This window comes from Pseudomonas sp. FBCC-B1565, from assembly GCF_059133265.1.
Window position 1 is genome coordinate 6,146,873 of record NZ_CP101438.1, and the last position, 26,397, is coordinate 6,173,269.

Consider the following 26,397-nt stretch of genomic DNA (forward strand, 5'->3'; position numbering starts at 1 on the left):
ATGTGATTATCGCCAATGTGGCAAGGAGCCCTCGTGCCCACAGTTGAAATGGAACGTCGCCAGGTGGTGGTGATCGGTGCCGGTCCATCCGGGGCCATCGCCGCCGCGCTGTTAAAGCGCAAAGGGCATGATGTATTGATCATCGAGCGCCAGCATTTCCCACGGTTCTCGATTGGCGAGAGCCTGCTGTCGCACTGCATCGACTTTATCGAAGAAGCCGGCATGCTCGACGCCGTGCAGGCGGCGGGCTTCCAGGTGAAGACCGGCGCCGCATTTGCGTGGGGCGAGCGCTACAGCGCGTTTGATTTCGGCGACACCTTCAGCAACGGCAAACCGACCACCTTCCAGGTGCAGCGCGGCGAGTTCGACAAGTTGCTGGCCGATCAGGCCGCCAAGCAAGGCGTGGATATCCGCTACGGCGAAACCATCGTCGGCGTGGACTTCAAGGGCGAGTCGCGCTACCTGCATGTACGCCGGGAGAACGGCAGCGAGTACCACCTCAAGGCTAAGTTTGTGCTCGATGCCAGCGGCTACGGCCGGGTATTGCCGCGCCTGCTGGAGCTGGATCTACCGTCGGACTTTCCGGTGCGCCAGGCGGTGTTCACCCACATCGAAGATCGCATCGAACACCCGGACTTCGACCGCACCAAGATCCTGGTGACCACACACCCTACGAAGCGCGATATCTGGTTCTGGACCATCCCGTTCAGCAACGGCCGCTGCTCGGTGGGCGTGGTCGCCGCCAAGCCGCATTTTGACGGTCGCGATGCTGACCTCGACGCCTGCCTGCGCGGCTTCATCGATGAAACCCCGAGCCTGTCCGGCGTGCTGCAAAACGCCGTCTGGGATACGCCGGCGCGGACCATCGGCGGCTATGCGGCCAACGTCAAAGCCCTGCACGGTCCGGGCTTCGCTTTGCTGGGTAACGCAGCGGAATTCCTCGACCCGGTGTTCTCTTCGGGTGTGACCATCGCCATGCGTTCGGCGAGCATGGCAGCCGGCGTGCTGCATCGTCAGCTCAACGGCGAAACCGTCGACTGGCAGACCGAATTTGCCGAACCGTTGAAGCGCGGTGTCGATACCTTCCGTTGCTACGTCGAAGGCTGGTACGCCGGGACGTTCCAGGATGTGATCTTCCATCCGGGCAGCTCGCCGGAGATTCGCCGGATGATCGCGTCGATCCTCGCCGGCTATGCGTGGGATGAGCGCAACCCGTTTGTGAGTGAGCCCAAGCGACGCTTGCGGATGTTGTCGGAAATTTGTGCAGGGGATGCCGCGTGAGCAGTCAGTATTTGAGTAAGAACTACGTCGAGGAAACCCGGTTCGGCTTCTGGTTCCTGCGCAGCCACACCTGGCAGCACCATGTGTTGCGCGTAGCGATCAATGACCTGCGCGGCCTGTTCACCGAGCCGCTGCCCCAGGCACCGGTGCTGCTGGACGCCGGTTGCGGCCAGGGCAAATCCTTCAAGCTGTTGCAGCAGGTATTCGCCCCTGCGCGCCTGATCGGCCTGGATGCGGACCCGCACAGCCTGGAACTGAGCCGTGAAGAAGCGGCGCGCCAAGGCTTGGCCATCGAGCTGATCGGCAGTGACTGCGCCACCCTGCAGGTGCCGGACGACAGCGTGGACATCCTGTTCTGCCACCAGACCTTCCATCACCTGGTTGAGCAGCATCGCGCACTCAAGGAGTTCTACCGCGTGCTCAAGCCGGGCGGTTACTTGCTGTTTGCCGAGTCCACCGAAGCCTATATCGATACCTGGGTGATCCGCTGGCTGTTCCGCCACCCGATGCATGTGCAGAAAAGCGCCGAAGAATACCTGGAGATGCTCCGCGAACAAGGCTTTGAGTTTGGCCCGCAAAACGTTTCGTACCCATACCTGTGGTGGAGCCGCGCCAGTGACTTCGGCCTGCTGGAACGCTGGGGGCTGCGCAAGGCACCGCCGGTGGGCCAGCGCGAAGAAACGTTGGTCAACTGCGTGGCACGCAAGCCTTTGGCGAGTACCGCGTCATGATGCGCTGGCTGTTGATCGGTTGCCTGTTGCTGCTGGGGGCCTGCGCCAGCCAGGCGCCGTTGCCCGCGAAAATCCCGGCCCTGGCCTTGCCGCTGCAACTGCATGTGCAACGCCTGGCTGACGGCCAGAGCCAGGACTGGCTGCTGGTGATCCAGCGCGAAGGCAGCGGCATTCGCTGGTCGATGATGGACCCGCTGGGCATCCCCCAGGCCCGGCAAAAGTTGATCGATGGCGAGTGGCAGGCCGATGGCTTGCTGCCGCCCAATCCCCAGGCACGCGAGCTGTTCGCCGCGCTGTTGTTTGCACTGACCTCGGCGGATGACGTGCGTGCGCTGTACCCCAGCGCGCAGGCGATGGATTTGACGCGTACGCTGCCGGGCCATTGGCAGATCGTGTACCAGTCGTCCGAGGTGTTCAGCGTGAACATGACCGGCCAGCCCTTGAGCTACCGCATCACGCCGCTAGGAACGGCACGATGAGCGCCTACCTCAACGCACTCGGCGTGATCTGCGCCCTCGGCCGTGGCCAGGCCGAGGTCAGCCGCCGCCTGTTTGCCGGTGACTGCTCCGGCATGCGCGCCGAAAGCGGCTGGGTCCCGGAACGTGTGCTGCCGGTGGCCGGTGTGCACGGCGAGCTGGCAACCATACCCACCGAGTTGGGCCAGCAGAGCAGCCGCAATAACCAGTTGCTGCTGGAGGCAGCGTTGCAGATCGAGGGCGAGATCCGCCAGGCGATCCGCATCTACGGCGCATCGCGGGTCGGCATCGTGCTCGGCACCAGCACCTCGGGTATTGATGAAGCCAGTCGCGGTATTGCCCATTACCTGCGCGAACACCAGTTCCCTGGCGACTACGACTACCAGCAGCAGGAACTCAGCGCCCCGGCGAATTTCCTCGCCGACTGGCTTCAACTGAGCGGCCCGGCCTATGTGATCTCCACCGCCTGCACCTCCAGCGCCCGCGCACTGATGAGCGCCCAGCGCCTGCTGGACCTGGGCATGTGCGACGCGGTGATCTGCGGCGGCGTCGACAGCCTGTGCAAGCTCACGCTCAACGGATTCAGTGCCTTGGAAGCGGTGTCGAACCAGCGTTGCAATCCGTTTTCGGTGAACCGCAACGGCATCAACATTGGCGAAGCAGCGGTGCTGTTCCTGATGAGCAAGGCGCCCGCACCCATCGCCCTGCTGGGCAGCGGCGCCAGTTGCGATGCACACCATATCTCCGCGCCCGAACCCACCGGCAAAGGTGCGTTGCAGGCGATGCGCAAGGCCCTGACCAGCGCGAAATTGCAGCCCGAGCAGATCGGCTACCTGAACCTGCACGGCACCGCCACCCAGCATAACGATGCGATGGAAAGCCTGGCCGTCGCCAGCCTGTTCCCCCACGGCGTGCCTTGCTCATCGACCAAACCCATGAGCGGGCATACCCTGGGTGCTGCCGGTGCGCTGGAAGCGGCGTTCTGCTGGTTGAGCCTGGTCCACCACCGGGTGCCACCGCATGTCTGGGACGGCCAGGCCGACCCGGCACTGCCCGCCTTGCACTGGGCGCAAGCCACAGAGGCCCTGGAAAAACGCTGCCTGATGAGCAACTCGTTTGCCTTCGGCGGTAACAATGTCAGCCTGATTATTGGAGAGGCCCCATGATCGATTGGCCACTCGCCGAACTGCTGCCCCATGCGGGCGACATGATCCTGATCGACCAGGTGCTGTCGTTCGATGAAGAGCAGATCCACACTCGCGCCACGGTCAAGCCAGGCGGCCTGTTCAATCGCGCTGACGGCAGCCTGCCGGCCTGGGTCGGCATCGAATTGATGGCGCAGAGCGTCGCCGCCTACGCCGGTTGCCACGCGCGCCAGAAAGGCGAAGCGGTGGCACTGGGCTTCCTGCTTGGCACGCGCAAGTTCGAGTGCAACGTGGAGCACTTTCCGGCAGGCGCCGAGCTGAGCATCCACGGCCTGCGTTCCCTGGAAGACGACAATGGCATGGGTGTGTTCGAATGCCACCTGACCGCTGACGGTATCCAGGCGAGCGCCCGCTTGAATGTATTTCGACCGCCCCAGGCGGCCAATTATTTAGATGAATCGAAGGACGTAACGCCATGACTGAATCCGTACTGGTCACCGGCTCCAGCCGTGGCATCGGCCGCGCCATTGCACTGCGCCTGGCCCAGGCCGGGCATGACCTCGTGCTGCACTGCCGCAGCGGGCGTAGCGACGCCGATGCGGTGCAGGCCGAGGTTGAAGCCCTGGGCCGCAAGGCGCGGGTGCTGCAGTTCGATGTGGCGGATCGTGCGCTGTGCAAGGAGATTCTCGAGGCCGATGTGGAGCAACATGGCGCCTACTACGGCGTGGTGCTCAATGCCGGCCTGACCCGTGACGGCGCATTCCCGGCCCTGTCGGAGGAGGACTGGGACGTGGTGATGCGCACTAACCTGGACGGTTTCTACAACGTGCTGCACCCGGTGATGATGCCGATGATTCGTCGGCGCGCGGCTGGGCGTATCGTGTGCATCACGTCGGTTTCCGGTTTGATCGGCAATCGTGGCCAGGTCAACTACAGCGCGTCCAAAGCCGGTCTGATTGGCGCGGCCAAGGCCCTGGCCATCGAGCTGGGCAAGCGCAAGATCACCGTCAACTGCGTCGCTCCCGGCTTGATCGACACGGCGATGCTGGATGAAAACGTGCCGGTGGAAGAGCTGATGAAAATGATCCCGGCGCAGCGCATGGGTACGCCGGAAGAGGTGGCTGGTGCGGTGAACTTCCTGATGTCGGCCGAAGCCGGCTATATCACGCGCCAGGTCCTGGCCGTGAATGGAGGTTTGTGCTGATGAAGCGCGTCGTCGTCACCGGCATGGCCGGCATGACCTCCCTGGGCAGCGATTGGGCAACCATTTCGGCCAACTTCCGCGCCAACCGCAGCGGCATCCGGCGCATGGACGAGTGGGACCGCTTTACGGAACTGAACACGCGCCTGGCCGGGCCGATCGACGACTTCGTCGTGCCCGCCCATTGGACGCGCAAACAATTGCGCAGCATGGGCCGGGTTTCGCGCCTGGCGGTGTGGGCAGCGGAACAGGCGTTGCAGGACGCCGGTTTGCTCGGCGATGAATCCATCAAGGACGGGCGCATGGGCGTGGCCTGCGGCTCGTCTACCGGCAGCACCGACGAGATCAAGGCGTTCGGCAACATGCTGCTGAACTCGGTGGCCGAGGGGCTGAATGCCAACTCCTACGTGCGCATGATGCCGCACACTACGGCGGCGAATATCAGCATCTTCTTTGGCCTGACCGGGCGACTCATTCCCACTTCCAGCGCCTGCACCAGCGGCAGCCAGGGCATCGGCTATGCCTACGAGGCAATCAAGTTCGGCCGCCTGCCGTTGATGCTCGCCGGCGGCGCCGAAGAGCTGTGCCCCACCGAAGCCATGGTGTTCGACGCGCTCTACGCCACCAGCCTGAAAAACGACGCCCCGCAAACCAGCCCACGCCCCTATGACAGCGGCCGCGATGGCCTGGTGATAGGCGAAGGCGGCGGCATGCTGGTACTCGAGGAACTCGAACATGCCCTGGCGCGCGGTGCGCATATCCATGCCGAGATCGTCGGCTTCGGCAGCAACGCCGACGGCCAGCACACCACCCGCCCGGAGCAGAAAACCATGCGCCGCGCCATGGAGCTGGCCCTGGAAGATGCCGGGCTTGAGCCGTCCGCGATCGGCTACGTGAACGGGCATGGCACTGCCACGGACCAAGGCGACATCGCTGAAACCCTGGCCACCAGCAGCCTGTTCGGCAGCCGCATGCCCATCAGTTCGCAGAAGAGTTTCCTCGGCCATACCCTCGGCGCGTGTGGCGCGCTGGAGTCGTGGTTCAGCATCGAGATGATGAACCGCGACCAGTACGTGCACACCTTCAACCTGGATTCGGTAGACCCGCAATGCGGCGAGCTGGATTACCTGCAGGGTGAGTTCCGCGAGATGCACCACGACTATGTGATGAACAACAACTTTGCCTTTGGCGGCGTCAACACCTCGCTGATTTTCCGCCGCTGGTCCTGACTTTTTAATCGATTGGAGAAAACGGAATGTCTTCCTTGCTACGCGTCACCTTGATCACCCTGGCCCTGCTGGTCACCGCCGGTTGCACCAGCAAGCCGATCCTCAACACCCAGCACGACCTGCCGGCCAACGCCCAGGTCAGCGAAGAAAAAATGAAAATGGTGATCGTCAACGCCCTGCAAAAGCGCGAATGGACGGTACAACGCCTGAGCCCGCAACTGGTGCAGGCCGAGATCAATGTGCGTAACCAGTACTACGCCGCCATCGACATCCGCTACACCCGCAACAGCTACGCCATCACCTACCGCGATAGCCGCGAACTGGGCTACAAGGATGGCAAGATCCATCGCAACTACAACCGCTGGGTGAGCATGCTGGATCGCGACATCATGGCGGGGTTGCGCAACAACGGCGCGGACGGGACCGGGGCAGCGGCGCAGCTGTTTGAGCAGACGGGCAGCTCCAAACAGAATTAAGGCCGGCGCTGCTCCAGAAACGACAAAGGGCGCCATTCGGCGCCCTCTTCACAAACAGGTTGGCTTGTCATCGCCGCTTCCTGCCTGGCTCTGCGATGGCTGGTTGCCCAGGATCCTCAGAGTCTCACAAGCCCCTTTCGGGAACTTGGGGCAGTATGCCTGAAAACAGCCTTCCGACAACCCGTGGCAAAGTGCCGATTTGACGACTAACGCAGTACCTGTGGCGAGCGGGCTGTTGTGGTGAGCGAGCTTGCTCGCGCTGGGCTGCGTAGCGGCCCCAAAGATCTTGGGAGCGCTTCGCACTCCAGCGCGGGACAAGCCCGCTCACCACAAAAAGCTCGCTCGCCACAACAACTTGCTTGCCGGAGGTTATTGGGCAGCCTTGCGCGTCAACAACTCCACAAAAGCCTTCGCCATCGGTGTCTGCACACCTCTGCGCTGCACCAGCCACACTGCCGTCATCGCCTCCTGATCCAACAACGTGCGATACACCACCCCATCGATCCGTATGCGCTGGTACGACGCCGGCAGCACCGACACCCCCAGCCCCGCCGCCACTAGGCCGATGATGGTCATCGCCTCGCCCGCCTCCTGGGCGAAGTGCGGGCTGAAACCCGCGTCACGGCACAGGTTCAGCAACTGCGCATAGAGCCCACTGCCGTAGGTGCGCGGGAAAAATACAAACGGTTCGTCCGCCAACTGCGCCAGGTGCAAACCACGTTCACTGCCGCGCACCAACGGATGCCCCGCGTTCAACACCGCCACCAAGGGTTCGCGCATCAACTCGACCACGCTCAAGGAATCCGGCAACGGCAGCGGCCGCATCAGGCCCACCTGGATTGACTCATCCACCAGCGACTCAGCCACTTCGGTGCTGCTCATTTCCTGAAGATTGAGGTGCACCGCCGGGAACGCCTGGCGAAACGCAAAGATCGCCTGGGGAATGCTGGAGTTGAAGGGTGCCGATGAAGTGAAACCAATCTTCAACTCCCCCAGTTCGCCCAACTGCGCCCGCCGCGCCACATCCGCCGCCTTGTCGACCTGCGCCAGTACCAATCGCGCCTCTTGCAAGAACAGCCGCCCGGCCTCGCTCAGCTCGACCCGACGATTGGTCCGCTCAAACAAGCGTGCCCCGACCTCTTGCTCCAGCGCCTGGATCTGCTGGCTCAACGGCGGCTGCGAGATGCCCAGCACCTGCGCGGCCCGGCCGAAATGCAGTTCTTCGGCGACGGCGATGAAGTACCGCAAGTGACGCAATTCCATGCAAGCCTCATTAGGTCGTTAAAGCTATCAAACAGGTCGAACAATATATTGGAAAGAATCATTAGGGAGCTATATTCTTTTTTGCATTGCCGGTCCCGGCAGGCTCTTCCTCCCCGAGGTCCCCGTGAAAGCTGCTGTCGCTCCACTCGCTCAAGAAATCCCGCCCACTGCCTTGGATGAGGTGGTGGCCCAGCTCAACGATGCGTACATCGAAAAAGGCACGCCGATGTTCATGCGCACGGTGCTGGCACTGTTCTCCGGCGGATTCGCCACTTTTGCGCTGCTGTATTGCGTGCAGCCGATGATGCCCGCGCTGTCCCTCGAATTTTCCATCAACGCGGCGCAAAGCAGCCTGATCCTGTCGGTGGCCACGGCGATGCTGGCGTTCGGCTTGCTGATCACCGGGCCGATCTCCGACCGGCTGGGGCGCAAGCCGGTGATGGTGTCCGCGCTGTTCTGCGCCGCATTGGCCACCATCGCCAGTGGCCTGATGCCAACCTGGGAAGGCATCCTGCTGATGCGCGCGCTGGTGGGCCTGTCACTGAGCGGCCTGGCCGCCGTGGCCATGACCTACCTGAGCGAAGAGATCCACCCGCAGCACATCGGCCTGGCCATGGGCCTGTATATCGGCGGCAACGCCATCGGCGGCATGAGCGGGCGCCTGATCATCGGCGTGTTGATCGACTTCGTCAGTTGGCACACCGCAATGCTGATCATCGGTGCCCTGGCGCTGATCGCCGCCACGGTATTCTGGAAAATCCTCCCCGAATCGCGCAACTTCCGCGCCACCAGCCTCAAGCCGCGCAGCCTGGTGGACGGCTTTGTCATGCACTTCAAGGACGCCGGCCTGCCCTGGCTGTTCCTCGAAGCGTTCCTGCTGATGGGCGCGTTCGTGACGATGTTCAACTACATCGGCTATCGCCTGCTGGCCGATCCGTACGACCTGAGCCAGGCGGTGGTCGGCCTGCTGTCGCTGGTATACCTCTCCGGCATCTACAGCTCGGCGAAAATCGGCTCCCTCGCCGACCGCCTCGGCCGCCGTCGCGTGCTGTGGGGCACCATCGTGCTGATGCTCGCCGGCATGGCCCTGACCCTGTTCAGCCCGCTGTGGCTGGTGGTGCCGGGCATGCTGATCTTCACCTTCGGCTTCTTCGGCGCCCACTCGGTGGCCAGCAGCTGGATCGGCCGCCGCGCGGTGAAGGCCAAGGGGCAGGCGTCATCGCTGTATCTGTTCTGCTACTACGTGGGGTCGAGTGTTGCCGGAACGGCAGGCGGGTTCTTCTGGCACTTCGCCGGGTGGAACGGGATCGGCGCGTTTATCGTGGCGTTGTTGATTGGCGCGTTGCTGGTGGCGTTGAAATTGGCGAAGTTGCCGCCGTTGGGGCAAGCGAAGGCCTGAGTTTCTCTGGCTTTGATGTGGGAGGGGGCAAGCCCCCTCCCACATTTGTTTTGCGTGTTATTCGTGATACTGCGCCGACAACTCATGCACCGCGCGCAGGAATGCGCCAGCGTGCTCCGGGTTCACTTCCGGAGTAATCCCATGACCGAGGTTGAACACATGCCCGGTGCCCTTGCCGTAGCTGGCCAGTATGCGGCCGACTTCGGTGCGGATCGCTTCCGGCTTGGCGTACAGCACGGTCGGGTCCATGTTGCCTTGCAGCGCGACCTGGCCACCAACGCGACGGCGAGCTTCGCCAATGTCGCAGGTCCAGTCCAGGCCCAGGGCGTCAGCACCCGCGTCGGCAATGCTTTCCAGCCACAGGCCGCCACCTTTGGTGAACAGGATCACCGGTACCTTGCGGCCTTCGTGTTCGCGGATCAGGCCGCTGACGATCTTGCGCATGTAGGCCAGGGAGAACTCCTGGTACGCCGCCGCCGAGAGGTTGCCGCCCCAGGTGTCGAAGATCTGCACCGCCTGGGCGCCGGCCATGATCTGGCCGTTGAGGTAGGACGTGACCGACTGCGCCAGCTTGTCCAGCAGCAAGTGCATGGCTTGCGGGTTGTCGTAGAGCATGGCCTTGGTCTTGCGGAAGTCTTTCGACGAGCCGCCTTCGACCATGTAGGTGGCCAGGGTCCAGGGGCTGCCGGAGAAGCCGATCAGCGGCACACGGCCATTAAGCTCGCGGCGGATGGTGCTAACGGCGTCCATCACATAACCGAGGTCTTTGTGTGGGTCTGGAATCGGCAGGGCTTCGATATCGGCCAGGGTGCTGACGACTTTCTTGAAACGCGGGCCTTCGCCGGTTTCGAAGTACAGGCCCTGCCCCATGGCATCAGGAATGGTGAGGATGTCGGAAAAAAGGATGGCCGCGTCCAGTTGTGGGTAGCGGTCCAGCGGCTGCATGGTGACTTCGCAGGCGAACTCCGGGTTCATGCACAGGCTCATGAAATCGCCGGCGTTGGCGCGACTGGCGCGGTATTCCGGCAGGTAGCGACCGGCCTGGCGCATCATCCACACAGGGGTGACGTCCACGGGTTGCTTGAGCAGGGCACGAAGGAAACGGTCGTTCTTGAGGGCAGTCATGTCGGCATCCGCAAAAAAAGTGCGGGCATTTTCTCAGAGCCAGACGCAAAAGGCACGGTATGAGCCGTGCCTTTTGTCTATCGGGTCAATTTGTCGCGGGCTTGAAAGCGCTGCAAAAATAAATGTGGGAGGGGCGGTGCGTCGAGTCGTCGCACCGCCCCTCCCACATTTTTGACCGCATTTCAGCTTGAACGAGATTAGACGTTCAGGTAATCCAGGATCCCTTCGGCGGCATTACGCCCTTCGAAGATCGCCGTCACCACCAGGTCAGAACCGCGCACCATATCGCCACCTGCGAAGATTTTCGGGTTGCTGGTCTGGTGCTTGTACTGGCCTTGTTCCGGAGCCACGACACGGCCCTGGCTGTCGGTCTGGATCTGGAACTGCTCGAACCACGGCGCCGGGCTTGGGCGGAAGCCGAAGGCGATGACCACGGCGTCGGCCGGGATGATCTCTTCGGAACCCGGGATCGGTTCGGGGCTGCGACGGCCACGGGCGTCCGGTTCGCCGAGACGGGTCTCGACCACCTTCACACCTTCCACGCGGTCTTCACCGACAATGGCGATCGGCTGGCGGTTGTAGAGGAATTTCACGCCTTCTTCCTTGGCGTTCTTCACCTCCTTGCGCGAGCCGGGCATGTTGGCTTCGTCACGACGATAGGCACAGGTCACCGACTTGGCGCCCTGGCGGATCGAGGTGCGGTTGCAGTCCATCGCGGTGTCACCACCGCCGAGCACCACGACCTTCTTGCCTTTCATGTCGACGAAGTCTTCCGGCGACTTTTCAAAACCCAGGTTGCGGTTGACGTTGGCGATCAGGAAGTCGAGCGCGTCGTACACGCCCGGCAGGTCCTCACCGGCAAAACCGCCCTTCATGTAGGTGTAGGTGCCCATGCCCATGAATACCGCATCGTATTCTTCGAGCAGTTGCTCCATGGTGATGTCTTTGCCGATTTCGGTATTGAGGCGGAACTCGATACCCATGCCGGTGAACACTTCACGACGGTTGCTCAGGACGGTTTTTTCCAGCTTGAACTCGGGGATGCCGAAGGTCAGCAGGCCGCCGATTTCCGGGTTCTTGTCGAACACCACCGGGGTCACGCCGCCACGCACCAATACGTCGGCACAGCCAAGGCCGGCAGGGCCGGCACCGATGATCGCGACGCGCTTGCCGGTCGGCTTGACCTTGGACATGTCCGGGCGCCAGCCCATGGCGAACGCGGTGTCGGTGATGTACTTCTCCACCGAACCGATGGTCACCGCGCCGAAGCCGTCATTGAGGGTGCACGCACCCTCGCACAGACGGTCCTGCGGGCACACCCGGCCGCAGACTTCCGGCAGGGTGTTGGTCTGGTGCGACAGCTCGGCGGCGGCGAGGATGTTGCCCTCGGCCACCAACTTGAGCCAGTTGGGAATGAAGTTGTGCACCGGGCACTTCCATTCGCAATACGGGTTACCACACCCCAGGCAACGGTGGGCCTGGTCGGCCGAGTGCTGGGGTTTGAAGGGTTCGTAGATTTCCACGAACTCTTTCTTGCGTTGACGCAACAGTTTCTTCTTCGGATCTTTGCGCCCGACATCGATGAACTGGAAGTCGTTATTCAGACGTTCAGCCATGTTAAAACCTCATCAAACTCTTCAGGCGCATATCACTGCGGGTTGGCACGGATGCTGGAAAGCAACGATTTCAGGTTGGCAGCCTTGGGCTTGACCAGCCAGAAACGACGCAGGTAATCATCGAGGTTTTCGGCGAGGTTACGACCCCATTCGCTGCCGGTCTCCTCGACGTACTCGTCCAGCACGTGCTGCAAGTGGTTCCGGTAGGACTCCATGGCTTCGCCGCTGATCCGCTGGATCTCGACCAACTCGTGGTTGACCTTGTCGACGAAGGTGTTGTCCTGGTCGAGCACGTAGGCGAAACCGCCGGTCATGCCCGAACCGAAGTTGTAACCGGTCTTGCCCAGTACCGCGACAAAGCCCCCGGTCATGTACTCGCAGCAGTGATCGCCGGTACCTTCCACCACGGTGTGGGCGCCGGAGTTACGCACGGCGAAACGCTCACCGGCGGTACCGGCAGCGAACAGCTTGCCACCGGTGGCACCGTACAAGCAGGTGTTGCCGATGATGGCACTGTCCTGGGTCTTGTACACGCTGCCTTTAGGCGGAACGATCACCAGCTTGCCGCCGGTCATGCCCTTGCCCACGTAGTCGTTGGCGTCGCCTTCGAGGTACATGTGCAGGCCGCCGGCGTTCCACACGCCGAAGCTCTGGCCCGCGGTGCCCTTGAAGCGGAAGGTGATCGGCGCTTTGGCCATGCCCTGGTTGCCGTGCTTGCGCGCGATTTCGCCGGAGATGCGTGCACCAATGGAACGGTCGCAGTTGCAGATATCCAGGGCGAATTCGCCACCGCTGGCGTCGTTGATCGAGGAGCCGGCCATTTCGACCATCTTCTCGGCCAACAGGCCTTTGTCGAACGGCGGGTTGCGGTCCACGCCGCAGAACTGTGGTTTGTCGGCCGGGATGTGATCGCTGCCCAACAGCGGCGTCAGGTCCAGGTGGTTCTGCTTGGCCGTCTGGCCTTCGAGGATTTCCAGCAGATCGGTACGGCCGATCAACTCTTCCAGCGAACGCACGCCCAGCTTGGCCAGCCACTCACGGGTCTCTTCGGCGACGTAGGTGAAGAAGTTCACCACCATGTCGACGGTGCCGATGTAGTGATCCTTGCGCAGCTTCTCGTTCTGCGTGGCGACGCCGGTGGCGCAGTTGTTCAGGTGACAGATGCGCAGGTATTTGCAGCCCAGGGCGATCATCGGCGCAGTACCGAAGCCGAAGCTTTCGGCGCCGAGGATCGCGGCCTTGATCACGTCGAGGCCGGTTTTCAGTCCGCCGTCGGTCTGCACCCGCACTTTGCCGCGCAGGTCGTTGCCGCGCAGGGTCTGGTGGGTTTCGGCCAGGCCGAGTTCCCACGGCGCACCGGCGTACTTGATGGAGGTCAGCGGCGAAGCGCCGGTGCCGCCGTCGTAGCCGGAGATGGTGATCAGGTCGGCATAGGCCTTGGCCACGCCAGCGGCGATGGTGCCCACGCCGGCTTCTGCCACCAGTTTCACCGAGACCAGGGCCTGCGGGTTGACTTGTTTCAGGTCGAAAATCAACTGCGACAAGTCTTCGATCGAGTAGATGTCGTGGTGCGGCGGCGGCGAGATCAGGGTCACGCCCGGCACTGCATAACGCAGCTTGGCGATCAAACCGTTGACCTTGCCGCCTGGCAGTTGGCCGCCCTCACCGGGCTTGGCGCCCTGGGCCACCTTGATCTGCAGCACTTCGGCGTTGACCAGGTATTCCGGGGTCACGCCGAAACGGCCGGTAGCAACCTGCTTGATTTTCGAGCTCTTGATGGTGCCGTAACGCGCCGGGTCTTCACCGCCTTCGCCGGAGTTGGAACGCGCACCCAGGCGGTTCATGGCTTCGGCCAGCGCTTCGTGCGCCTCAGGCGACAACGCGCCCAGGGAAATACCGGCGGAGTCGAAGCGCTTGAGGATCGACTCCAGGGGCTCGACTTCGCTGATGTCCATCGGCGTGTCCAGGGTCTTCACCTTGAACAGGTCGCGGATCATCGACACCGGGCGGTTATCCACCAGCGAGGTGTATTCCTTGAACTTGGCGTAGTCGCCCTGCTGCACGGCGGCTTGCAGAGTGTTGACCACGTCCGGGTTGTACGCGTGATATTCGCCACCGTGCACGAACTTGAGCAGGCCGCCTTGCTGGATCGGCTTGCGCGCACTCCAGGCTTCGGCTGCCAAGGCTTTTTGCTCGGCTTCGATGTCGACGAAACGCGCGCCCTTGATGCGGCTTGGCACACCCCGGAAGCTCAGGTCGCAGACTTCTTCGGACAGGCCGATGGCTTCAAACAGTTGCGCACCGCGATAGGACGTAACGGTGGAGATGCCCATCTTCGACAGGATCTTCAGCAGGCCCTTGGTGATGCCCTTACGGTAGTTCTTGAACACCTCATAGAGGTCGCCCAGCACTTCACCGGTACGGATCAGGTCACCCAGCACTTCGTACGCAAGGAACGGGTACACCGCCGAGGCGCCGAAGCCGATCAACACCGCAAAGTGGTGCGGGTCGCGGGCCGTGGCAGTTTCGACAAGGATGTTGGAGTCGCAACGCAGGCCTTTTTCGGTCAGGCGGTGGTGCACCGCGCCAGTCGCCAGCGAGGCGTGGATCGGCAGCTTGCCCGGCGCGATGTGGCGGTCGGTCAGGACGATCTGGGTACGACCGGCGCGCACGGCTTCTTCGGCCTGGTCGGCGACGTTGCGCACCGCGGCTTCAAGGCCGAGGCTTTCGTCGTAGTTCAGGTCGATGATCTGGCGGTCGAAGCCTGGACGCTCCAGGGTCATCAACGAGCGCCACTTGGCCGGAGACACGACCGGCGAGCTGAGGATCACACGAGAGGCGTGCTCAGGCGATTCCTGGAAGATATTGCGCTCGGCACCGAGGCAGACTTCCAGGGACATCACGATGGCTTCGCGCAGCGGGTCGATCGGTGGATTGGTCACCTGGGCGAACTGCTGGCGGAAATAGTCGTACGGCGTGCGCACGCGCTGGGACAGCACGGCCATCGGCGTGTCGTCGCCCATGGAGCCGACTGCCTCGTAGCCTTGTTCGCCAAGCGGACGCAGCACCTGGTCGCGCTCCTCGAACGTGACCTGGTACATCTTCATGTATTGCTTGAGCTGGTCGACGTCGTAGAACGCCGAACCGTGGTCGTTGTCTTCCATGGTCGCCTGGATGCGCAGGGCGTTCTTGCGCAGCCATTGCTTGTACGGATGACGGGATTTCAAGCGGTTGTCGATGGCGTCGGTGTCGAGGATCTGCCCGGTTTCGGTGTCCACGGCGAGGATCTGGCCTGGGCCCACGCGGCCTTTGGCGATGACGTCTTCGGGTTTGTAGTCCCACACGCCGATTTCCGACGCGAGGGTGATGAAACCGTTGGTGGTGGTGACCCAACGCGCCGGGCGCAGACCGTTACGGTCGAGCAGGCAGACCGCGTAGCGGCCGTCGGTCATCACGACACCGGCCGGGCCGTCCCACGGCTCCATGTGCATCGAGTTGTACTCGTAGAATGCACGCAGGTCCGGGTCCATGGTCTCAACGTTCTGCCACGCTGGCGGAATGATCATGCGCACGCCACGGAACAGGTCGATGCCGCCGGTGACCATCAGTTCGAGCATGTTGTCCATGCTGGAGGAGTCGGAACCCACGCGGTTGACCAGCGGGCCGAGCTCTTCCAGGTCCATCAGGTCGTTGGCGAACTTGGTGCGACGGGCCACGGCCCAGTTGCGGTTACCGGTGATGGTGTTGATCTCGCCGTTGTGGGCGAGGAAGCGGAATGGCTGGGCCAGCGGCCATTTCGGCAGGGTGTTGGTGGAGAAGCGCTGGTGGAACACGCAGATTGCGGTTTGCAGGCGCTCATCGCTCAGGTCCGGATAGAAGGCGGTGAGGTCCGCCGGCATCATCAGGCCTTTATAAATGATGGTCTTGTGGGAAAAGCTGCAGATGTAGTGGTCGGTGTCGGCGGCGTTGGCCACGGACGAGCGACGACGCGACGTGAACAGCTTGATCGCCATGTCCTGGTCGCTCAGGCCATCGCCTGCGATAAACACTTGCTCGATCTGCGGCAGGCGTTCCAGGGCCAGGCGGCCGAGTACGCTGGTGTCGATCGGCACTTTGCGCCAGCCGACGAGTTGCAGGCCGGCGGCCAGGATCTCGCGGTTCATGTTCTCGCGAGCAGCTTCGGCTTTGACCGGGTCCTGGTTGAAAAACACCATGCCCACCGCGTACTGCTTGGGCAGGTCGACCGCAAATTGCTCTTTTGCGACAGCGCGCAGGAACAGGTCGGGCTTTTGAATCAGCAAGCCGCAACCGTCACCGGTCTTGCCGTCGGCGTTGATCCCACCGCGGTGGGTCATGCAGGTCAGGGCCTCGATGGCCGTTTGCAGAAGGGTATGACTGGGCTCGCCCTGCATATGGGCTATCAGGCCGAAACCGCAGTTATCCTTGAATTCATCGGGTTGGTACAGACCTGCTTTCATAGACACTTTCTCACCAGGCTGCCTCTTATTTCGAGGCAAATTTCTTTTCAATTCAACCGGTTACCTTCCACGCCGAACGTACGCCGGCTTAGCGGGGGCAAAAGGGAGGTCATTGTACACACCGACACAGACGCTCACAAATTTAGCGACGAAATGTCGCAAATCTATGTCGCATTTATGAAAGGTTTAAAGCGATATGCTGTGCTAGTCAAAACTTTTTTAATTCTGACCGCTACGACTCAAAAGCCACTGTGACGCAGACACCACAAAGCGCGCGGCCTTCAGGGCTGCACGCTGTTGTAGTTTTTTTGAGGTGCCGGGAGGGCGGCCTGGGTAAGGCCGCCTGATCTTCAGCGAGTTGTTGCGAGTTCTTGTTGAACGCTGGCAACAGTGCGAGGCCAAGGTTTACCAGCCTGAACCTTCGCTGGCAAGGCCTTGATGGCAGAATCAGCCGCTGCACGGCTGGAAAAACTGCCATAGGTGATCACGTAGAGAGGCTTGCCGTTGAGCACTTTCTTGAAATAACGGTACTCGCCGCCCTGCTCTTTCACGAACGCCTGGGCGTTGGCTTCAGAGCTGGTGCCGAGGATCTGCACCACGAAGTTACCGGAAGGCTGGCTGCCGTACCAACCGCTACCCGCAGCACCGGCCTTGGCAACGGTGGCAGCTGGTTTTTCAGCGGGCTTGGCGGCCGGGGCTGGCGCTGGCTTGGCGGCTGGCGCAGGCGCGACCGGCTTGGTCACGGGCGCTGGCTTGGCGGTTGCAACAGTCGGTGCCGGCGTTGGTTTTGCCGCTGGCTGACCGGCTGGCACGCCAGCAGGTGGTGCTGTGGTCGTGACGGTCGGCGGTGTGGCGCTGGAACCTTCCACCGGCACGCCGTCGTCGCCTTCGGAAATGCCACCGGCTTCTTCGGCGAGCGGGCCACGCATGACAGGCTGGCCGACCATCGGCAGGTTGGTCGGCTGGCCGGAATTGGCGAACTCAACATTTGGCGTGGGTTTGCCCAGTGGCAATTGCGCCTGCTCGGTTGGCGCACCGGCGGTGGTCGGCGCCTTGCTGCGACCCGGAATCAACCAGGCGGCGGCAACAGCGACCACAACAACGGCGGAAATAGCCAATACGTGTTTCTTAGGCATAGTGAACCCCATCTTTGGACGCTTGACCGCGGTGCGGCTGGCAATCATGGCTTCGATCATGGCATCGCGGGCAACCTGGTTGATGGTGCCAGGCCAGCCGTCGGAGCTTTCGTGAATATCAGAGATCTGTTGAGCGGAGAAAAGTTCGATACCCGCCCCTGCACCTTCCAGGCGTTGAGCCAGGTATTCGCGGGTTTCCTCCTCTTCGTACGGCTGCAGTTCGATGACGTGGAACAGCTCCTGATCACCGCTGATCTGCTCCAGGTCGGCGATCAGCGACGACTCACCGAACAGGAATACATGCGGACGGCCTTCCGGCGTGCCCGCCGCCAGCGCCAGCAGCGCTTCGAGGGCGGATTCGTCGAGCTGCTCGGCATCATCCACCAGCAGGTAGACTTCCTGGCCGGTCAGGCCCAGCTGCACCACCTGCTTGAGGATCGCGTTAGGCTCGGCAGTGGCCACGTCCAGTGCCTGGGCGACCTGGCGCAGGACACCTGCCGCATCACCGGCACCACGGGCCGACACCACCACGCTCTGGACCGACTGCTTGTTGGTGCTGGCCACCAGGGCCTGGCGCAGCAGGGTCTTGCCGCTGCCCAGCGGGCCGGTCACGACTAGCAGCAACTGGCTGTAGCGCGCGAGATGGTGCAGTTGACCGAGCACTGGCTTGCGCTGGGCCGGGAAAAATTTGAAACCAGGCACCCGTGGAGCAAAAGGGTCGTGGCTTAACTGGTAATGGCCGAGGAACGCCTCGTCGGCATGCAAACTAGTCATCGGGATCTTATTAACCTTTAAGCTGGGCCAGGGCGCGGTAATCCGCTCCCAGCGTGGCCTGTAAAATCTCTTTCGGATAATCGTCGGTCACCACCGCTTCGCCCATGTGGCGCAGCAGCACCAGTCGCAGTCGACCGTCGATCACTTTCTTGTCTATTGCCATATGTTCGAGGAAATCCGCCTCGGTCATTTCCTCAGGCGGAATCACCGGCAAACCGGCGCGCTGGAACAGGTGGATGCCACGGTCACGCTCCTGGGCGCTGATCCAGCCCAGGCGCTGCGACATCTCCAATGCCATCACTGTGCCAGCCGCAACGGCCTCTCCATGCAACCACACACCATAGCCCATGTGGGTTTCGATCGCATGGCCGAAGGTGTGCCCAAGGTTCAACGTGGCCCGTACGCCGGACTCCCGTTCGTCGGCATTCACCACCAGCGCCTTGGCGGCGCAGGAGCGGGAAATAGCTTCGGTGAGTGCCGCCTGGTCCAGGTTGCGCAACGCGTCGACATGTTCTTCCAGCCAGGTCAGGAACGGTTCGTCGCAGATCAGCCCGTACTTGATGACTTCCGCCAGGCCCGCCGACAGCTCACGCGGCGGCAAGGTGTTGAGGGTCGCGGTGTCGATCAGCACGGCTTGCGGCTGGTAGAACGCGCCAACCATGTTCTTGCCCAGCGGGTGGTTGATGCCGGTCTTGCCGCCCACCGACGAATCGACCTGGGACAGCAGGGTGGTTGGCACCTGGATAAAGTCCACGCCACGCTGGTAGCAGGCCGCTGCAAAGCCGGCCATGTCGCCGATCACACCGCCGCCCAGGGCGATCACGGTGGTGCGGCGGTCATGGCGTGCAGTCAGCAGGCCATCAAAGATCAGTTGCAGGGTTTCCCAGTTCTTGTGGGCCTCGCCGTCGGGCAGGATCACAGAAATAACGGAGTACGCCGCGAGGCTGCGGCTCAGACGCTCAAGATACAGCGGCGCGACCGTTTCATTGGAGATGATCGCCACTTGCCGCCCGGCAATATGCGGTGCGAGCAACTCGGGCTGGTCCAGCAGACCTTCGCCAATATGGATCGGGTAGCTGCGCTCGCCTAGATCGACCTTAAGTGTCTGCATGTGTCCCCGCGTTGAAGATGTATTGACGACCGGCAACGTCAAACGCTGACGTCGCCTGATGGCTCTACGCCACACCTTGGGAGGTGTTGGCGCGCCGCCGAGAATAGCGCATTTCGGGCCTGGCTTTAACGGGGTGGCAGCCGTTGCAGGCGCTCAAGAATGTCGAGGACCACCATCCGGGGTGGCCGCTCATCGGTTTCTACCACCAGATCGGCAATTTCCCGATACAGCGGATCTCGCAGCGCCAGCAGATCCCGCAGGGTTTTCTCCGGGTTGGCCGTACGCAGCAACGGGCGATTGCGATCACGGGCGGTGCGGCCCACTTGCTGCTCGACCGACGCATGCAGGTAGACCACCCGACCACCGGCATGCAGCGCGCGGCGGTTCTCGTCACGCATCACCGCGCCACCACCTGTCGCCAATACCACGCCATCGCAGCCGCACAGCTCGGCGATCATCGCCTGCTCGCGGTCACGAAAGCCCAGTTCGCCTTCCTTATCGAAGATCCATGGGATATTGGCGCCCGTGCGCAATTCAATTTCCTTGTCGGAATCTTTGAACGGCAGGCGCAGCTCTTTGGCCAGCAAACGGCCGATGGTGCTTTTTCCAGCCCCCATCGGTCCTACAAGAATCAAATTTCGCACAGAATCAACGACTCACAGCAATCGCCTGGTTATTCATAATACGCGGAGTCAGGAATACCAGCAGCTCGGATTTTTTCTCCGCCAGCACATCGCGCCGGAAAAGGCGGCCAAGATACGGCACATCGCCCAAAAATGGCACTTTATCTACCACTTTGCTTTGGGTAGTGGAGAAAACCCCGCCAATGACGATGGTCTCGCCATCCTTGACCAGCACCTTGGCGTTAACCTCGTTTTTCTTGATCGGCGGCACATCGTTGAGTTTGTTCAGGTAGTCGGGCTCATCCTTGGTGACTTTCACCTCCATGATCACGCGGTCGTCAGGGGTGATTTGCGGGGTGACCTCCAGCGACAGCGAGGCTTCCTTGAACGACACCGAGGTCGCGCCGCTGGAGCTGGATTCCTGGTAGGGAATCTCGGTGCCCTTGAGGATGCGTGCGGTTTCCTTGTCGGAAGTGACCACCTTGGGTTGCGAGACGATTTCGCCGTTGCCGGTTTTCTCCATGGCGGTGAGCTCCAGGTCCAGCAGCAGGTTGTCGGTGATAAAGGCGATGCCCAGGCCCGATGAGCCGGTGAGTGACCCCAAGTCCACAAAAGGTGAACTGGGTGGGTTTTCCGCAGGCTCCGCGCCATCCGCCAGAGGCTTCGGAATACCGCCGGCGCCCCAGTTGCCGCGAGTGAGCCGCCCACCCCAGCGAGCGCCCAGGCTTTTGTCGTAATCGACATTGGCCTCGACAATCCGCGCCTCGATCATCACCTGGCGCACCGGCACATCCAACTGCGCCACGATCCTGCGCAGCTCCTCCAGCCGCTCGCCAGTCTGATAGGCGATGATGTTGTTGGTGCGATCATCCACCGCCACCGAGCCACGCTCGTCGGTGACGCCCTCAAGGCCCGTGACTGACTGAAACAACTTGGCCAGGTCCGCCGCCTTGGCGTAATTGACCTGCAACAGCTCCCGACGCAACGGCGCCAGTTCAGCCATTTGCTTGCGCGATTCCAGGGTCAGCAGCTCACGCGCCGCCAACTCCTCGGCCGGCGCGACCAGCAATACACCGGCCTTTACCCGCTTATCCAGGCCCTTGGCTTGCAGCACCAGGTCCAACGCCTGATCCCAGGGCACATCCTTGAGGCGCAGGGTAATCGAGCCCTGCACATCGTCGCTGGCTACCAGATTGAGGCCCGCTACATCGGCAATCTGTTGCAGCGCGGTGCGCAACTCGATGCTCTGGAAGTTAAGGTTCAGCTTATCGCCGGTGTAGGCGCCCGACGTGGCATTGCCAGGCGGTGGCAACTGGATCAGGTCTACACGATTGGGCACAGCAATAGCCATCGGCGCCGTGAACGCTATCCATAGCGCTACACCGAAGGACGAGAAAATCCTTTTCATTGATTCGATTCCGTTATGAGTTGACGTTTAACACCAGGGTTCGCGGGCGCTCCAGCCATGCCCCCTGACCATCGGGAAACAGCTCGACCAGCTCTATGTAACGCTCATCGATGGCCGTGACCCGGCCATGGTCCGGCCCCAGGTAGTCACCGACCGCCAGGCGATGCACCGTGGAGGCCGCACGCAGCAAGGCGAAGACCTGCGACCCGCGGGACAGCGTGCCGACCATTTCGAACTGGTCCAACGCAAGGCTTTCCAGGGCTGCGCGTGGCCGGGCGAGGTCTGGCGCACGCGCGGGCCGCCCAGGCAGGTGATCGACCTGAACGGCAAGCCGTTGAAAAGGGTCGCGCAGCCCGGAAGCCTCGTAGACAAAGAGTTGCCCCTGGCGGGCCTGACCACCTCCCCCGCCGCCCGGCTGCCAATAGGTCTTGACCAGCACATCAAGGCGCAGCAGATTGCCATCACGTCGCAGGACAACATCGTGCACCGTCGCGATTCGCGCCAGACCACCCAGGCTACTCAGGAACGTCGCCAGGTCGTGGTAAGCCCCTGCCACGCCGACCTGTACCGGCTGCTCGTGATAGTACGGCTGAGACTGTTCGTCCGATGGCGTGACACTCTCGACCACCAGACCATTGGCCACTGCCAAGTGCGCGATGTCTTCGAGCAAGCCGGGCATTTCGGATTTCCCCGGCAACGCCCGGAAAAGCTCATCCGCTTTCGCCTGCATTAATTGGAACTGCTGCACGCGCGCCTCAAGGGTGGCAGCCAGGGCCGTCTTTTCAGCGACTTGCTGTTGCAGGGCTACTTCCCGCACCTCAACCTGATGCAACCGTTGCCGCGACGGGCTCAGGCACACAAGGTCACCCACCACAAATATCAGGCTCGCCAGCGCACAGCCCAACAGGGCCTTGCCAGGTAGGGGCCATTTTGCAGCGTTGTGAGTGAGTGCAGAAAGATTGAGCCTCAACGGGCTCAAGGTTGCGCCTCGGCGGGCTCGCCCTGTCGCACCATCAACTGGAATTCATTGTTGCCGCGCGCACCTTCGGTGCGCACCTGTTGCAACCGCGTGGAATGGGCGCCTTGTGCGGCCTCCAGGCGACGCATCAGTTGGGCGATATCCTGGCTGGATTCGGCACTGCCGCTGATACTCACCGTATCGCCCTTCGCCACCACTTCATGCAGATGCACACCATCGGGTACTGCGCGCGCCAACTGATCCAACAATTGCGCGCCGGACGAGCGGGAGTCGTGCAGGTCCTGCACAACCTTCATGCGCTGTGCCAACTGCTGGCTTTGCTCCTGCAGGTCGTCGATGGTCCTGATGCGCGAATCGAGGCCGGTGATTTGCTTGCCCAGATGGTCATTACGGGTCACTTGCCGGTCAATGGCCTGGTCGATCACCTGGTCCGCCAGCCACACAGCCGCAAGCGCCGCGCAGGCGAACGCCAGCAAACACGCCAGCAGGTACTTGCGTCGCCGCTCCGCCAGCGCCTGGCGCCAAGGCAAAAGGTTGATTCGTGTCTTCAAGCGAAACTCCTCAGGGCCAACCCGCAAGCAATTCCCATCCCCTGGGCGTCCACGGCCCATTGTGCACCATCGACTCGATGGCTCGGCGTGAAGCTGGCGAAATCCTGACTGCAAGCGCGCGCCAATGCAAACGCTTCGACATCGATCACCCTCGGCACCAGCCCGGCCAGCGCCAGAACCGCCTCCCGTGCCTCGACATGTTCCTTCAGGCACGCCGCCAGCAGCACCTCGACACGACCTGGGTCCAGGGCGGTAGGCCCACGCACTTGAAAGTCGATGGCCACGTCATCCAATGGATAAGGAATGTACTGGTCTGCCTCCATCTGGATCATCCAGGCCATCTCATCGTCAGTCAGCCCCGCCTCCATCTCGATCATGCGCGTGATCACCGAAGGCCCGGACACCGCAGCGGCAGCGCCACGGACCGACGTCGCCAACCGTGACAATGCACTGCGCAAGGTGCGTCCCACGCCTTCGAGATCCAGGAATGTGCCGTCGACCACCGAGCGTATCGGCAATGCCTGGGTGACGTAGCCGCGAATGTTGTAACCAGAGGTTGAACGGCCCAGCTCCACCAGCCGAATTGCCGTGTCATTGATGTCGACGCCCAGCAAGGTGTCGAGTTTTCCCGTGAAAAATCCTTTTCCCATAAAACTCCCTAAAGCTTTGCCTGTCATACCGCCTGATTGCCGCCGGGCGTCATGCATTCGGTCGACTTGTTGAGCAGGTGCGAATGACGCCCCAAGTCGAAAAATGCTTTAATGCCCAGCGTTTTTTGCCGCTTTTTATCTGCAGCTCGGGTCGATCCATCGTTTGCCATGCCAGCCCCGACGCCTAACCCATTCTTTTCTCTGGAAATCCAAAAGCCTTGATTCGTCTGCTGAAGTTTTTCGGGTACTCCATTGTCGCCATCGTTTGCGGGCTGCTGCTCGTGCTCAGCGGGGCCTACCTCTACCTTAGTCCGGGTTTGCCCTCCGTAGAGGCCCTCAGAAGTATCCAGTTGCAGATTCCTTTACGGGTCTACAGCAGCGATGAAAAACTGATCGCGGAGTTCGGCGAAATGCGCCGCACACCGATCCGTTTTGCCGATATTCCACCCAATTTCATCAGCGCCCTGCTCTCGGCCGAAGACGATAATTTTGCCAACCACTATGGTGTCGACCCCAGCAGCCTGGTGCGTGCGGCCACACAATTGGTAAAAAGCGGACACATTCAATCCGGCGGCAGCACCATCACCATGCAGGTGGCGAAGAACTTCTTCCTCACCAGCGAGCGCAGCTTTTCGCGCAAGGCCACCGAGATCCTCCTGGCGTTGCAGATCGAACGCCAGTTGACCAAGGATGAGATCCTTGAGCTGTACGTGAACAAGATCTACCTGGGCAACCGCGCCTACGGGATCGAGGCGGCCTCGCAGGTCTACTATGGCAAGTCCATCCGTGATGCCAGCCTGGCGCAGATGGCCATGATCGCCGGCCTGCCCAAGGCGCCATCACGCTTCAACCCGCTGGCCAACCCGGCGCGCAGCAAAGAGCGCCGCGACTGGATCCTGGGACGCATGTACAAGCTGGGCAAGATCGACCAGGCCGCTTACGAAAGCGCCATCGCCGAGCCGTTGAACGCCAGCTACCACGTACCAACCCCGGAAGTGAACGCCCCTTACATCGCCGAAATGGCCCGCGCCGAGATGGTCGGCCGCTATGGCAGCGAGGCGTATACCGAAGGTTTCCGCGTGACTACCACCGTGCCGAGCGACTTGCAGGACATCGCCAATAATTCGGTGCATTCCGGCCTGATCACCTACGACCAGCGTCACGGCTACCGCGGCCCCGAATCACGCCTGCCGGGCAAGACCCTGAGTGCCTGGACCACCGAACTGGGCAAACAACGTGCGATCAGCGGCCTGGAGCCGGCCATCGTCACCCAGGTCAAGAAAGATGGCGTACAGGTCCTGACCCGCACCGGCGAAGCCCATGTGGCGTGGGACAGCATGAAATGGGCGCGCCCGTTCCTGAACACCAACAGCATGGGCCCGATGCCCAAGCAGCCGTCGGACGTAGCGCAGGTAGGTGACTTAATCCGCGTGCAACGTCAGAAGGACGACAGCCTCAAGTTCAGCCAGGTGCCGTTGGCCCAGGGCGCACTGGTGTCGCTGGACCCACAGAACGGCGCAATCCGCGCCCTGGTCGGTGGTTTCGCGTTCGAGCAGAGCAACTACAACCGCGCCACCCAAGCCAAGCGCCAACCGGGCTCTAGCTTCAAGCCGTTCATCTACAGTGCCGCGCTGGACAACGGCTACACCGCCGCCAGCCTGGTCAACGATGCGCCGATCGTGTTTGTCGACGAGTACCTGGACAAGGTCTGGCGCCCGAAGAACGACACCAACACCTTCCTTGGCCCGATCCGCATCCGCGAAGCGCTGTACAAGTCGCGTAACCTGGTGTCGATCCGCTTGCTGCAGGCAATGGGCGTGGGCAAGACCATCGATTACATGACGCGCTTCGGTTTCGCCAAGTCAGACCTGCCGCCCAACCTCTCCCTGGCCCTGGGCACTGCGACCCTCACACCGATGGAAATCGCCACCGGCTGGAGCACCTTTGCCAACGGCGGGTACAAGATCACGCCGTACCTGATCGACAAGATCGAAAGCCGCAACGGCGACACCCTGTTCACCGCCAACCCGCCACGCGTGCCAGGCGACGTGGTCAACGGCGTGGCCGCCACCGATGGGCTGGCAGCGCCGAGCAATGGCGGTATCACCATCGAGCCGACCCCAGGCACCACGCCAGCCGCCAACGGTACCCCGGCGGAGCCACAGGCGCCGGCAGTTGCCGAGCGTATTGTCGACGGCCGTACCACTTATATTCTCAACAGCATCCTGGAAGATGTGATCAAGAAGGGTACCGGCCGCCGCGCTCTGGCGCTGAACCGGCCGGACATCGCCGGCAAGACCGGTACCACCAACGAATCCAAGGATGCCTGGTTCTCCGGCTACAACGCCGACTACGTGACCACCGTGTGGACCGGCTATGACCAGCCGGAAAGCCTGGGCCGCCGCGAGTTCGGTGGCACCGTTGCGCTGCCGATCTGGATGAGCTACATGGGCGCAGCCTTGAAGGACAAGCCGCCGCACACCCAGCCGGAGCCGGAAGGCATCCTCAGCCTGCGCATCGACCCGATCAGCGGCCGTGCAGCGTCGCCAAGCACGCCGAACGCGTACTTCGAACTGTTCAAGAGCGAAGACACGCCGCCGTCGGTCAACGAGCTGGGCAATGGCGTTGCACCGGGTAGCCCGCTGCCGGCAGATGAAGCGGCGCCGATCGATCTGTTCTGACCTGTAGTGAGCGGGCTTGCCCGCTCACTACAAAGGCCATCGGCGAACACCACACAGCAAAAAG

Annotated in this window: 21 protein-coding genes and 1 pseudogene; 10 read left to right on the plus strand and 12 right to left on the minus strand. The window is 62.1% G+C overall.

The window, feature by feature from the left end; translation table 11 throughout:
- Nucleotides 1-33 precede the first annotated feature (33 nt).
- The 8 genes from NL123_RS28360 to NL123_RS28395 are packed head-to-tail and all read left to right on the plus strand — an operon-like array spanning nucleotide 34 to nucleotide 6,539.
- A complete protein-coding gene (locus NL123_RS28360) occupies nucleotides 34-1,281 on the plus strand; it encodes an NAD(P)/FAD-dependent oxidoreductase (protein ID WP_494356797.1) in 1,248 nt (415 codons plus the stop codon).
- The gene (locus NL123_RS28365; protein WP_248485787.1) at nucleotides 1,278-2,012 is read left to right on the plus strand and encodes a class I SAM-dependent methyltransferase; all 735 of its coding nucleotides are present in this window, start codon (nucleotides 1,278-1,280) and stop codon (nucleotides 2,010-2,012) included. The genes NL123_RS28360 and NL123_RS28365 overlap by 4 nt, the downstream gene beginning before the upstream one ends.
- On the plus strand, nucleotides 2,009-2,491 hold the full coding sequence (locus NL123_RS28370) for a hypothetical protein (RefSeq protein ID WP_248485786.1): 483 nt from the start codon (nucleotides 2,009-2,011) through the stop codon (nucleotides 2,489-2,491). Before NL123_RS28365 ends, NL123_RS28370 begins: the two co-directional genes overlap by 4 nt.
- Nucleotides 2,488-3,654, plus strand: coding sequence for a beta-ketoacyl-[acyl-carrier-protein] synthase family protein (locus NL123_RS28375; protein ID WP_248485785.1), 1,167 nt, complete (start codon nucleotides 2,488-2,490; stop codon nucleotides 3,652-3,654). Before NL123_RS28370 ends, NL123_RS28375 begins: the two co-directional genes overlap by 4 nt.
- On the plus strand, nucleotides 3,651-4,112 hold the full coding sequence (locus tag NL123_RS28380) for a hotdog family protein (RefSeq protein ID WP_248485784.1): 462 nt from the start codon (nucleotides 3,651-3,653) through the stop codon (nucleotides 4,110-4,112). The genes NL123_RS28375 and NL123_RS28380 overlap by 4 nt, the downstream gene beginning before the upstream one ends.
- Nucleotides 4,109-4,837, plus strand: a complete 729-nt coding sequence (gene fabG, locus NL123_RS28385) for a 3-oxoacyl-ACP reductase FabG (protein ID WP_071492356.1) — start codon at nucleotides 4,109-4,111, stop codon at nucleotides 4,835-4,837. The genes NL123_RS28380 and fabG overlap by 4 nt, the downstream gene beginning before the upstream one ends.
- Nucleotides 4,837-6,063 carry a beta-ketoacyl-ACP synthase gene (locus NL123_RS28390; protein ID WP_058423656.1) on the plus strand — a complete coding sequence of 409 codons (1,227 nt, stop codon included), beginning with the start codon at nucleotides 4,837-4,839 and terminating at the stop codon, nucleotides 6,061-6,063. The genes fabG and NL123_RS28390 overlap by 1 nt, the downstream gene beginning before the upstream one ends.
- Before the next feature lie 26 nt (nucleotides 6,064-6,089).
- Nucleotides 6,090-6,539, plus strand: a complete 450-nt coding sequence (locus NL123_RS28395; RefSeq protein ID WP_248485783.1) for a hypothetical protein — start codon at nucleotides 6,090-6,092, stop codon at nucleotides 6,537-6,539.
- Nucleotides 6,540-6,908: 369 nt separating this feature from the next.
- Here the strand turns inward: NL123_RS28395 and NL123_RS28400 are convergent, their stop codons facing one another.
- Nucleotides 6,909-7,802, minus strand: coding sequence for a LysR family transcriptional regulator (locus NL123_RS28400; RefSeq protein WP_494356798.1), 894 nt, complete (start codon nucleotides 7,800-7,802; stop codon nucleotides 6,909-6,911).
- A 157-nt stretch (nucleotides 7,803-7,959) separates the two neighbouring features.
- Here NL123_RS28400 and NL123_RS28405 point away from each other — a divergent pair, with 157 nt between their 5' ends.
- The gene (locus tag NL123_RS28405; protein WP_494358350.1) at nucleotides 7,960-9,201 is read left to right on the plus strand and encodes an MFS transporter; all 1,242 of its coding nucleotides are present in this window, start codon (nucleotides 7,960-7,962) and stop codon (nucleotides 9,199-9,201) included.
- Between the two features lie 57 nt (nucleotides 9,202-9,258).
- Here NL123_RS28405 and hemE read toward each other — a convergent pair whose 3' ends face one another.
- From hemE to NL123_RS28460, 11 genes and pseudogenes are all read right to left on the minus strand, one after another.
- On the minus strand, nucleotides 9,259-10,326 hold the full coding sequence (gene hemE / locus NL123_RS28410) for a uroporphyrinogen decarboxylase (protein ID WP_012721820.1): 1,068 nt from the start codon (nucleotides 10,324-10,326) through the stop codon (nucleotides 9,259-9,261).
- Between the two features lie 197 nt (nucleotides 10,327-10,523).
- Nucleotides 10,524-11,942, minus strand: coding sequence for an FAD-dependent oxidoreductase (locus NL123_RS28415; protein ID WP_058423660.1), 1,419 nt, complete (start codon nucleotides 11,940-11,942; stop codon nucleotides 10,524-10,526).
- A 32-nt stretch (nucleotides 11,943-11,974) separates the two neighbouring features.
- Nucleotides 11,975-16,420 carry a glutamate synthase large subunit gene (gene gltB, locus NL123_RS28420; RefSeq protein ID WP_494356799.1) on the minus strand — a complete coding sequence of 1,482 codons (4,446 nt, stop codon included), beginning with the start codon at nucleotides 16,418-16,420 and terminating at the stop codon, nucleotides 11,975-11,977.
- 350 nt (nucleotides 16,421-16,770) lie between these two features.
- On the minus strand, nucleotides 16,771-18,330 hold the full coding sequence (locus tag NL123_RS28425) for an SPOR domain-containing protein (RefSeq protein WP_058423662.1): 1,560 nt from the start codon (nucleotides 18,328-18,330) through the stop codon (nucleotides 16,771-16,773).
- 10 nt (nucleotides 18,331-18,340) lie between these two features.
- Nucleotides 18,341-19,441, minus strand: coding sequence for a 3-dehydroquinate synthase (gene aroB, locus NL123_RS28430; protein ID WP_494356800.1), 1,101 nt, complete (start codon nucleotides 19,439-19,441; stop codon nucleotides 18,341-18,343).
- A gap of 125 nt (nucleotides 19,442-19,566) precedes the next feature.
- Nucleotides 19,567-20,085, minus strand: coding sequence for a shikimate kinase AroK (gene aroK / locus NL123_RS28435; protein ID WP_003171222.1), 519 nt, complete (start codon nucleotides 20,083-20,085; stop codon nucleotides 19,567-19,569).
- A 4-nt stretch (nucleotides 20,086-20,089) separates the two neighbouring features.
- Nucleotides 20,090-21,346 (minus strand): annotated as a pseudogene (locus NL123_RS28440) (type IV pilus secretin PilQ); the annotation flags it as partial.
- Between the two features lie 139 nt (nucleotides 21,347-21,485).
- A complete protein-coding gene (locus NL123_RS28445; protein ID WP_494356801.1) occupies nucleotides 21,486-22,451 on the minus strand; it encodes a pilus assembly protein PilP in 966 nt (321 codons plus the stop codon).
- Complete coding sequence (locus NL123_RS28450) at nucleotides 22,448-23,002, minus strand: PilN domain-containing protein (protein WP_494356802.1); 555 nt, start codon at nucleotides 23,000-23,002, stop codon at nucleotides 22,448-22,450. Before NL123_RS28450 ends, NL123_RS28445 begins: the two co-directional genes overlap by 4 nt.
- Nucleotides 22,999-23,652: a type IV pilus biogenesis protein PilM gene (pilM, locus tag NL123_RS28455; protein WP_248485777.1), complete on the minus strand. Its 654-nt coding sequence runs from the start codon at nucleotides 23,650-23,652 to the stop codon at nucleotides 22,999-23,001. Before pilM ends, NL123_RS28450 begins: the two co-directional genes overlap by 4 nt.
- Before the next feature lie 23 nt (nucleotides 23,653-23,675).
- Complete coding sequence (locus NL123_RS28460; RefSeq protein WP_494356803.1) at nucleotides 23,676-23,822, minus strand: hypothetical protein; 147 nt, start codon at nucleotides 23,820-23,822, stop codon at nucleotides 23,676-23,678.
- 51 nt (nucleotides 23,823-23,873) lie between these two features.
- Here NL123_RS28460 and NL123_RS28465 point away from each other — a divergent pair, with 51 nt between their 5' ends.
- Nucleotides 23,874-26,333, plus strand: coding sequence for a penicillin-binding protein 1A (locus NL123_RS28465; protein WP_371858609.1), 2,460 nt, complete (start codon nucleotides 23,874-23,876; stop codon nucleotides 26,331-26,333).
- Nucleotides 26,334-26,397 lie beyond the last annotated feature (64 nt).

Bases quoted from the DNA above. Each gene is read 5' to 3' on its own strand.
- NL123_RS28370 (WP_248485786.1), top strand. From the start codon at position 2,009: ATGATGCGCTGGCTGTTGATCGGTTGCCTGTTGCTGCTGGGGGCCTGC.
- NL123_RS28375 (WP_248485785.1), top strand. From the start codon at position 2,488: ATGAGCGCCTACCTCAACGCACTCGGCGTGATCTGCGCCCTCGGCCGT.
- NL123_RS28380 (WP_248485784.1), top strand. From the start codon at position 3,651: ATGATCGATTGGCCACTCGCCGAACTGCTGCCCCATGCGGGCGACATG.
- fabG (WP_071492356.1), top strand. From the start codon at position 4,109: ATGACTGAATCCGTACTGGTCACCGGCTCCAGCCGTGGCATCGGCCGC.
- NL123_RS28390 (WP_058423656.1), top strand. From the start codon at position 4,837: ATGAAGCGCGTCGTCGTCACCGGCATGGCCGGCATGACCTCCCTGGGC.
- NL123_RS28395 (WP_248485783.1), top strand. From the start codon at position 6,090: ATGTCTTCCTTGCTACGCGTCACCTTGATCACCCTGGCCCTGCTGGTC.
- NL123_RS28400 (WP_494356798.1), bottom strand. From the start codon at position 7,802: ATGGAATTGCGTCACTTGCGGTACTTCATCGCCGTCGCCGAAGAACTG.
- hemE (WP_012721820.1), bottom strand. From the start codon at position 10,326: ATGACTGCCCTCAAGAACGACCGTTTCCTTCGTGCCCTGCTCAAGCAA.
- NL123_RS28415 (WP_058423660.1), bottom strand. From the start codon at position 11,942: ATGGCTGAACGTCTGAATAACGACTTCCAGTTCATCGATGTCGGGCGC.
- gltB (WP_494356799.1), bottom strand. From the start codon at position 16,420: ATGAAAGCAGGTCTGTACCAACCCGATGAATTCAAGGATAACTGCGGT.
- NL123_RS28425 (WP_058423662.1), bottom strand. From the start codon at position 18,330: ATGACTAGTTTGCATGCCGACGAGGCGTTCCTCGGCCATTACCAGTTA.
- aroB (WP_494356800.1), bottom strand. From the start codon at position 19,441: ATGCAGACACTTAAGGTCGATCTAGGCGAGCGCAGCTACCCGATCCAT.
- pilM (WP_248485777.1), bottom strand. From the start codon at position 23,652: ATGGGAAAAGGATTTTTCACGGGAAAACTCGACACCTTGCTGGGCGTC.
- NL123_RS28460 (WP_494356803.1), bottom strand. From the start codon at position 23,822: ATGGCAAACGATGGATCGACCCGAGCTGCAGATAAAAAGCGGCAAAAA.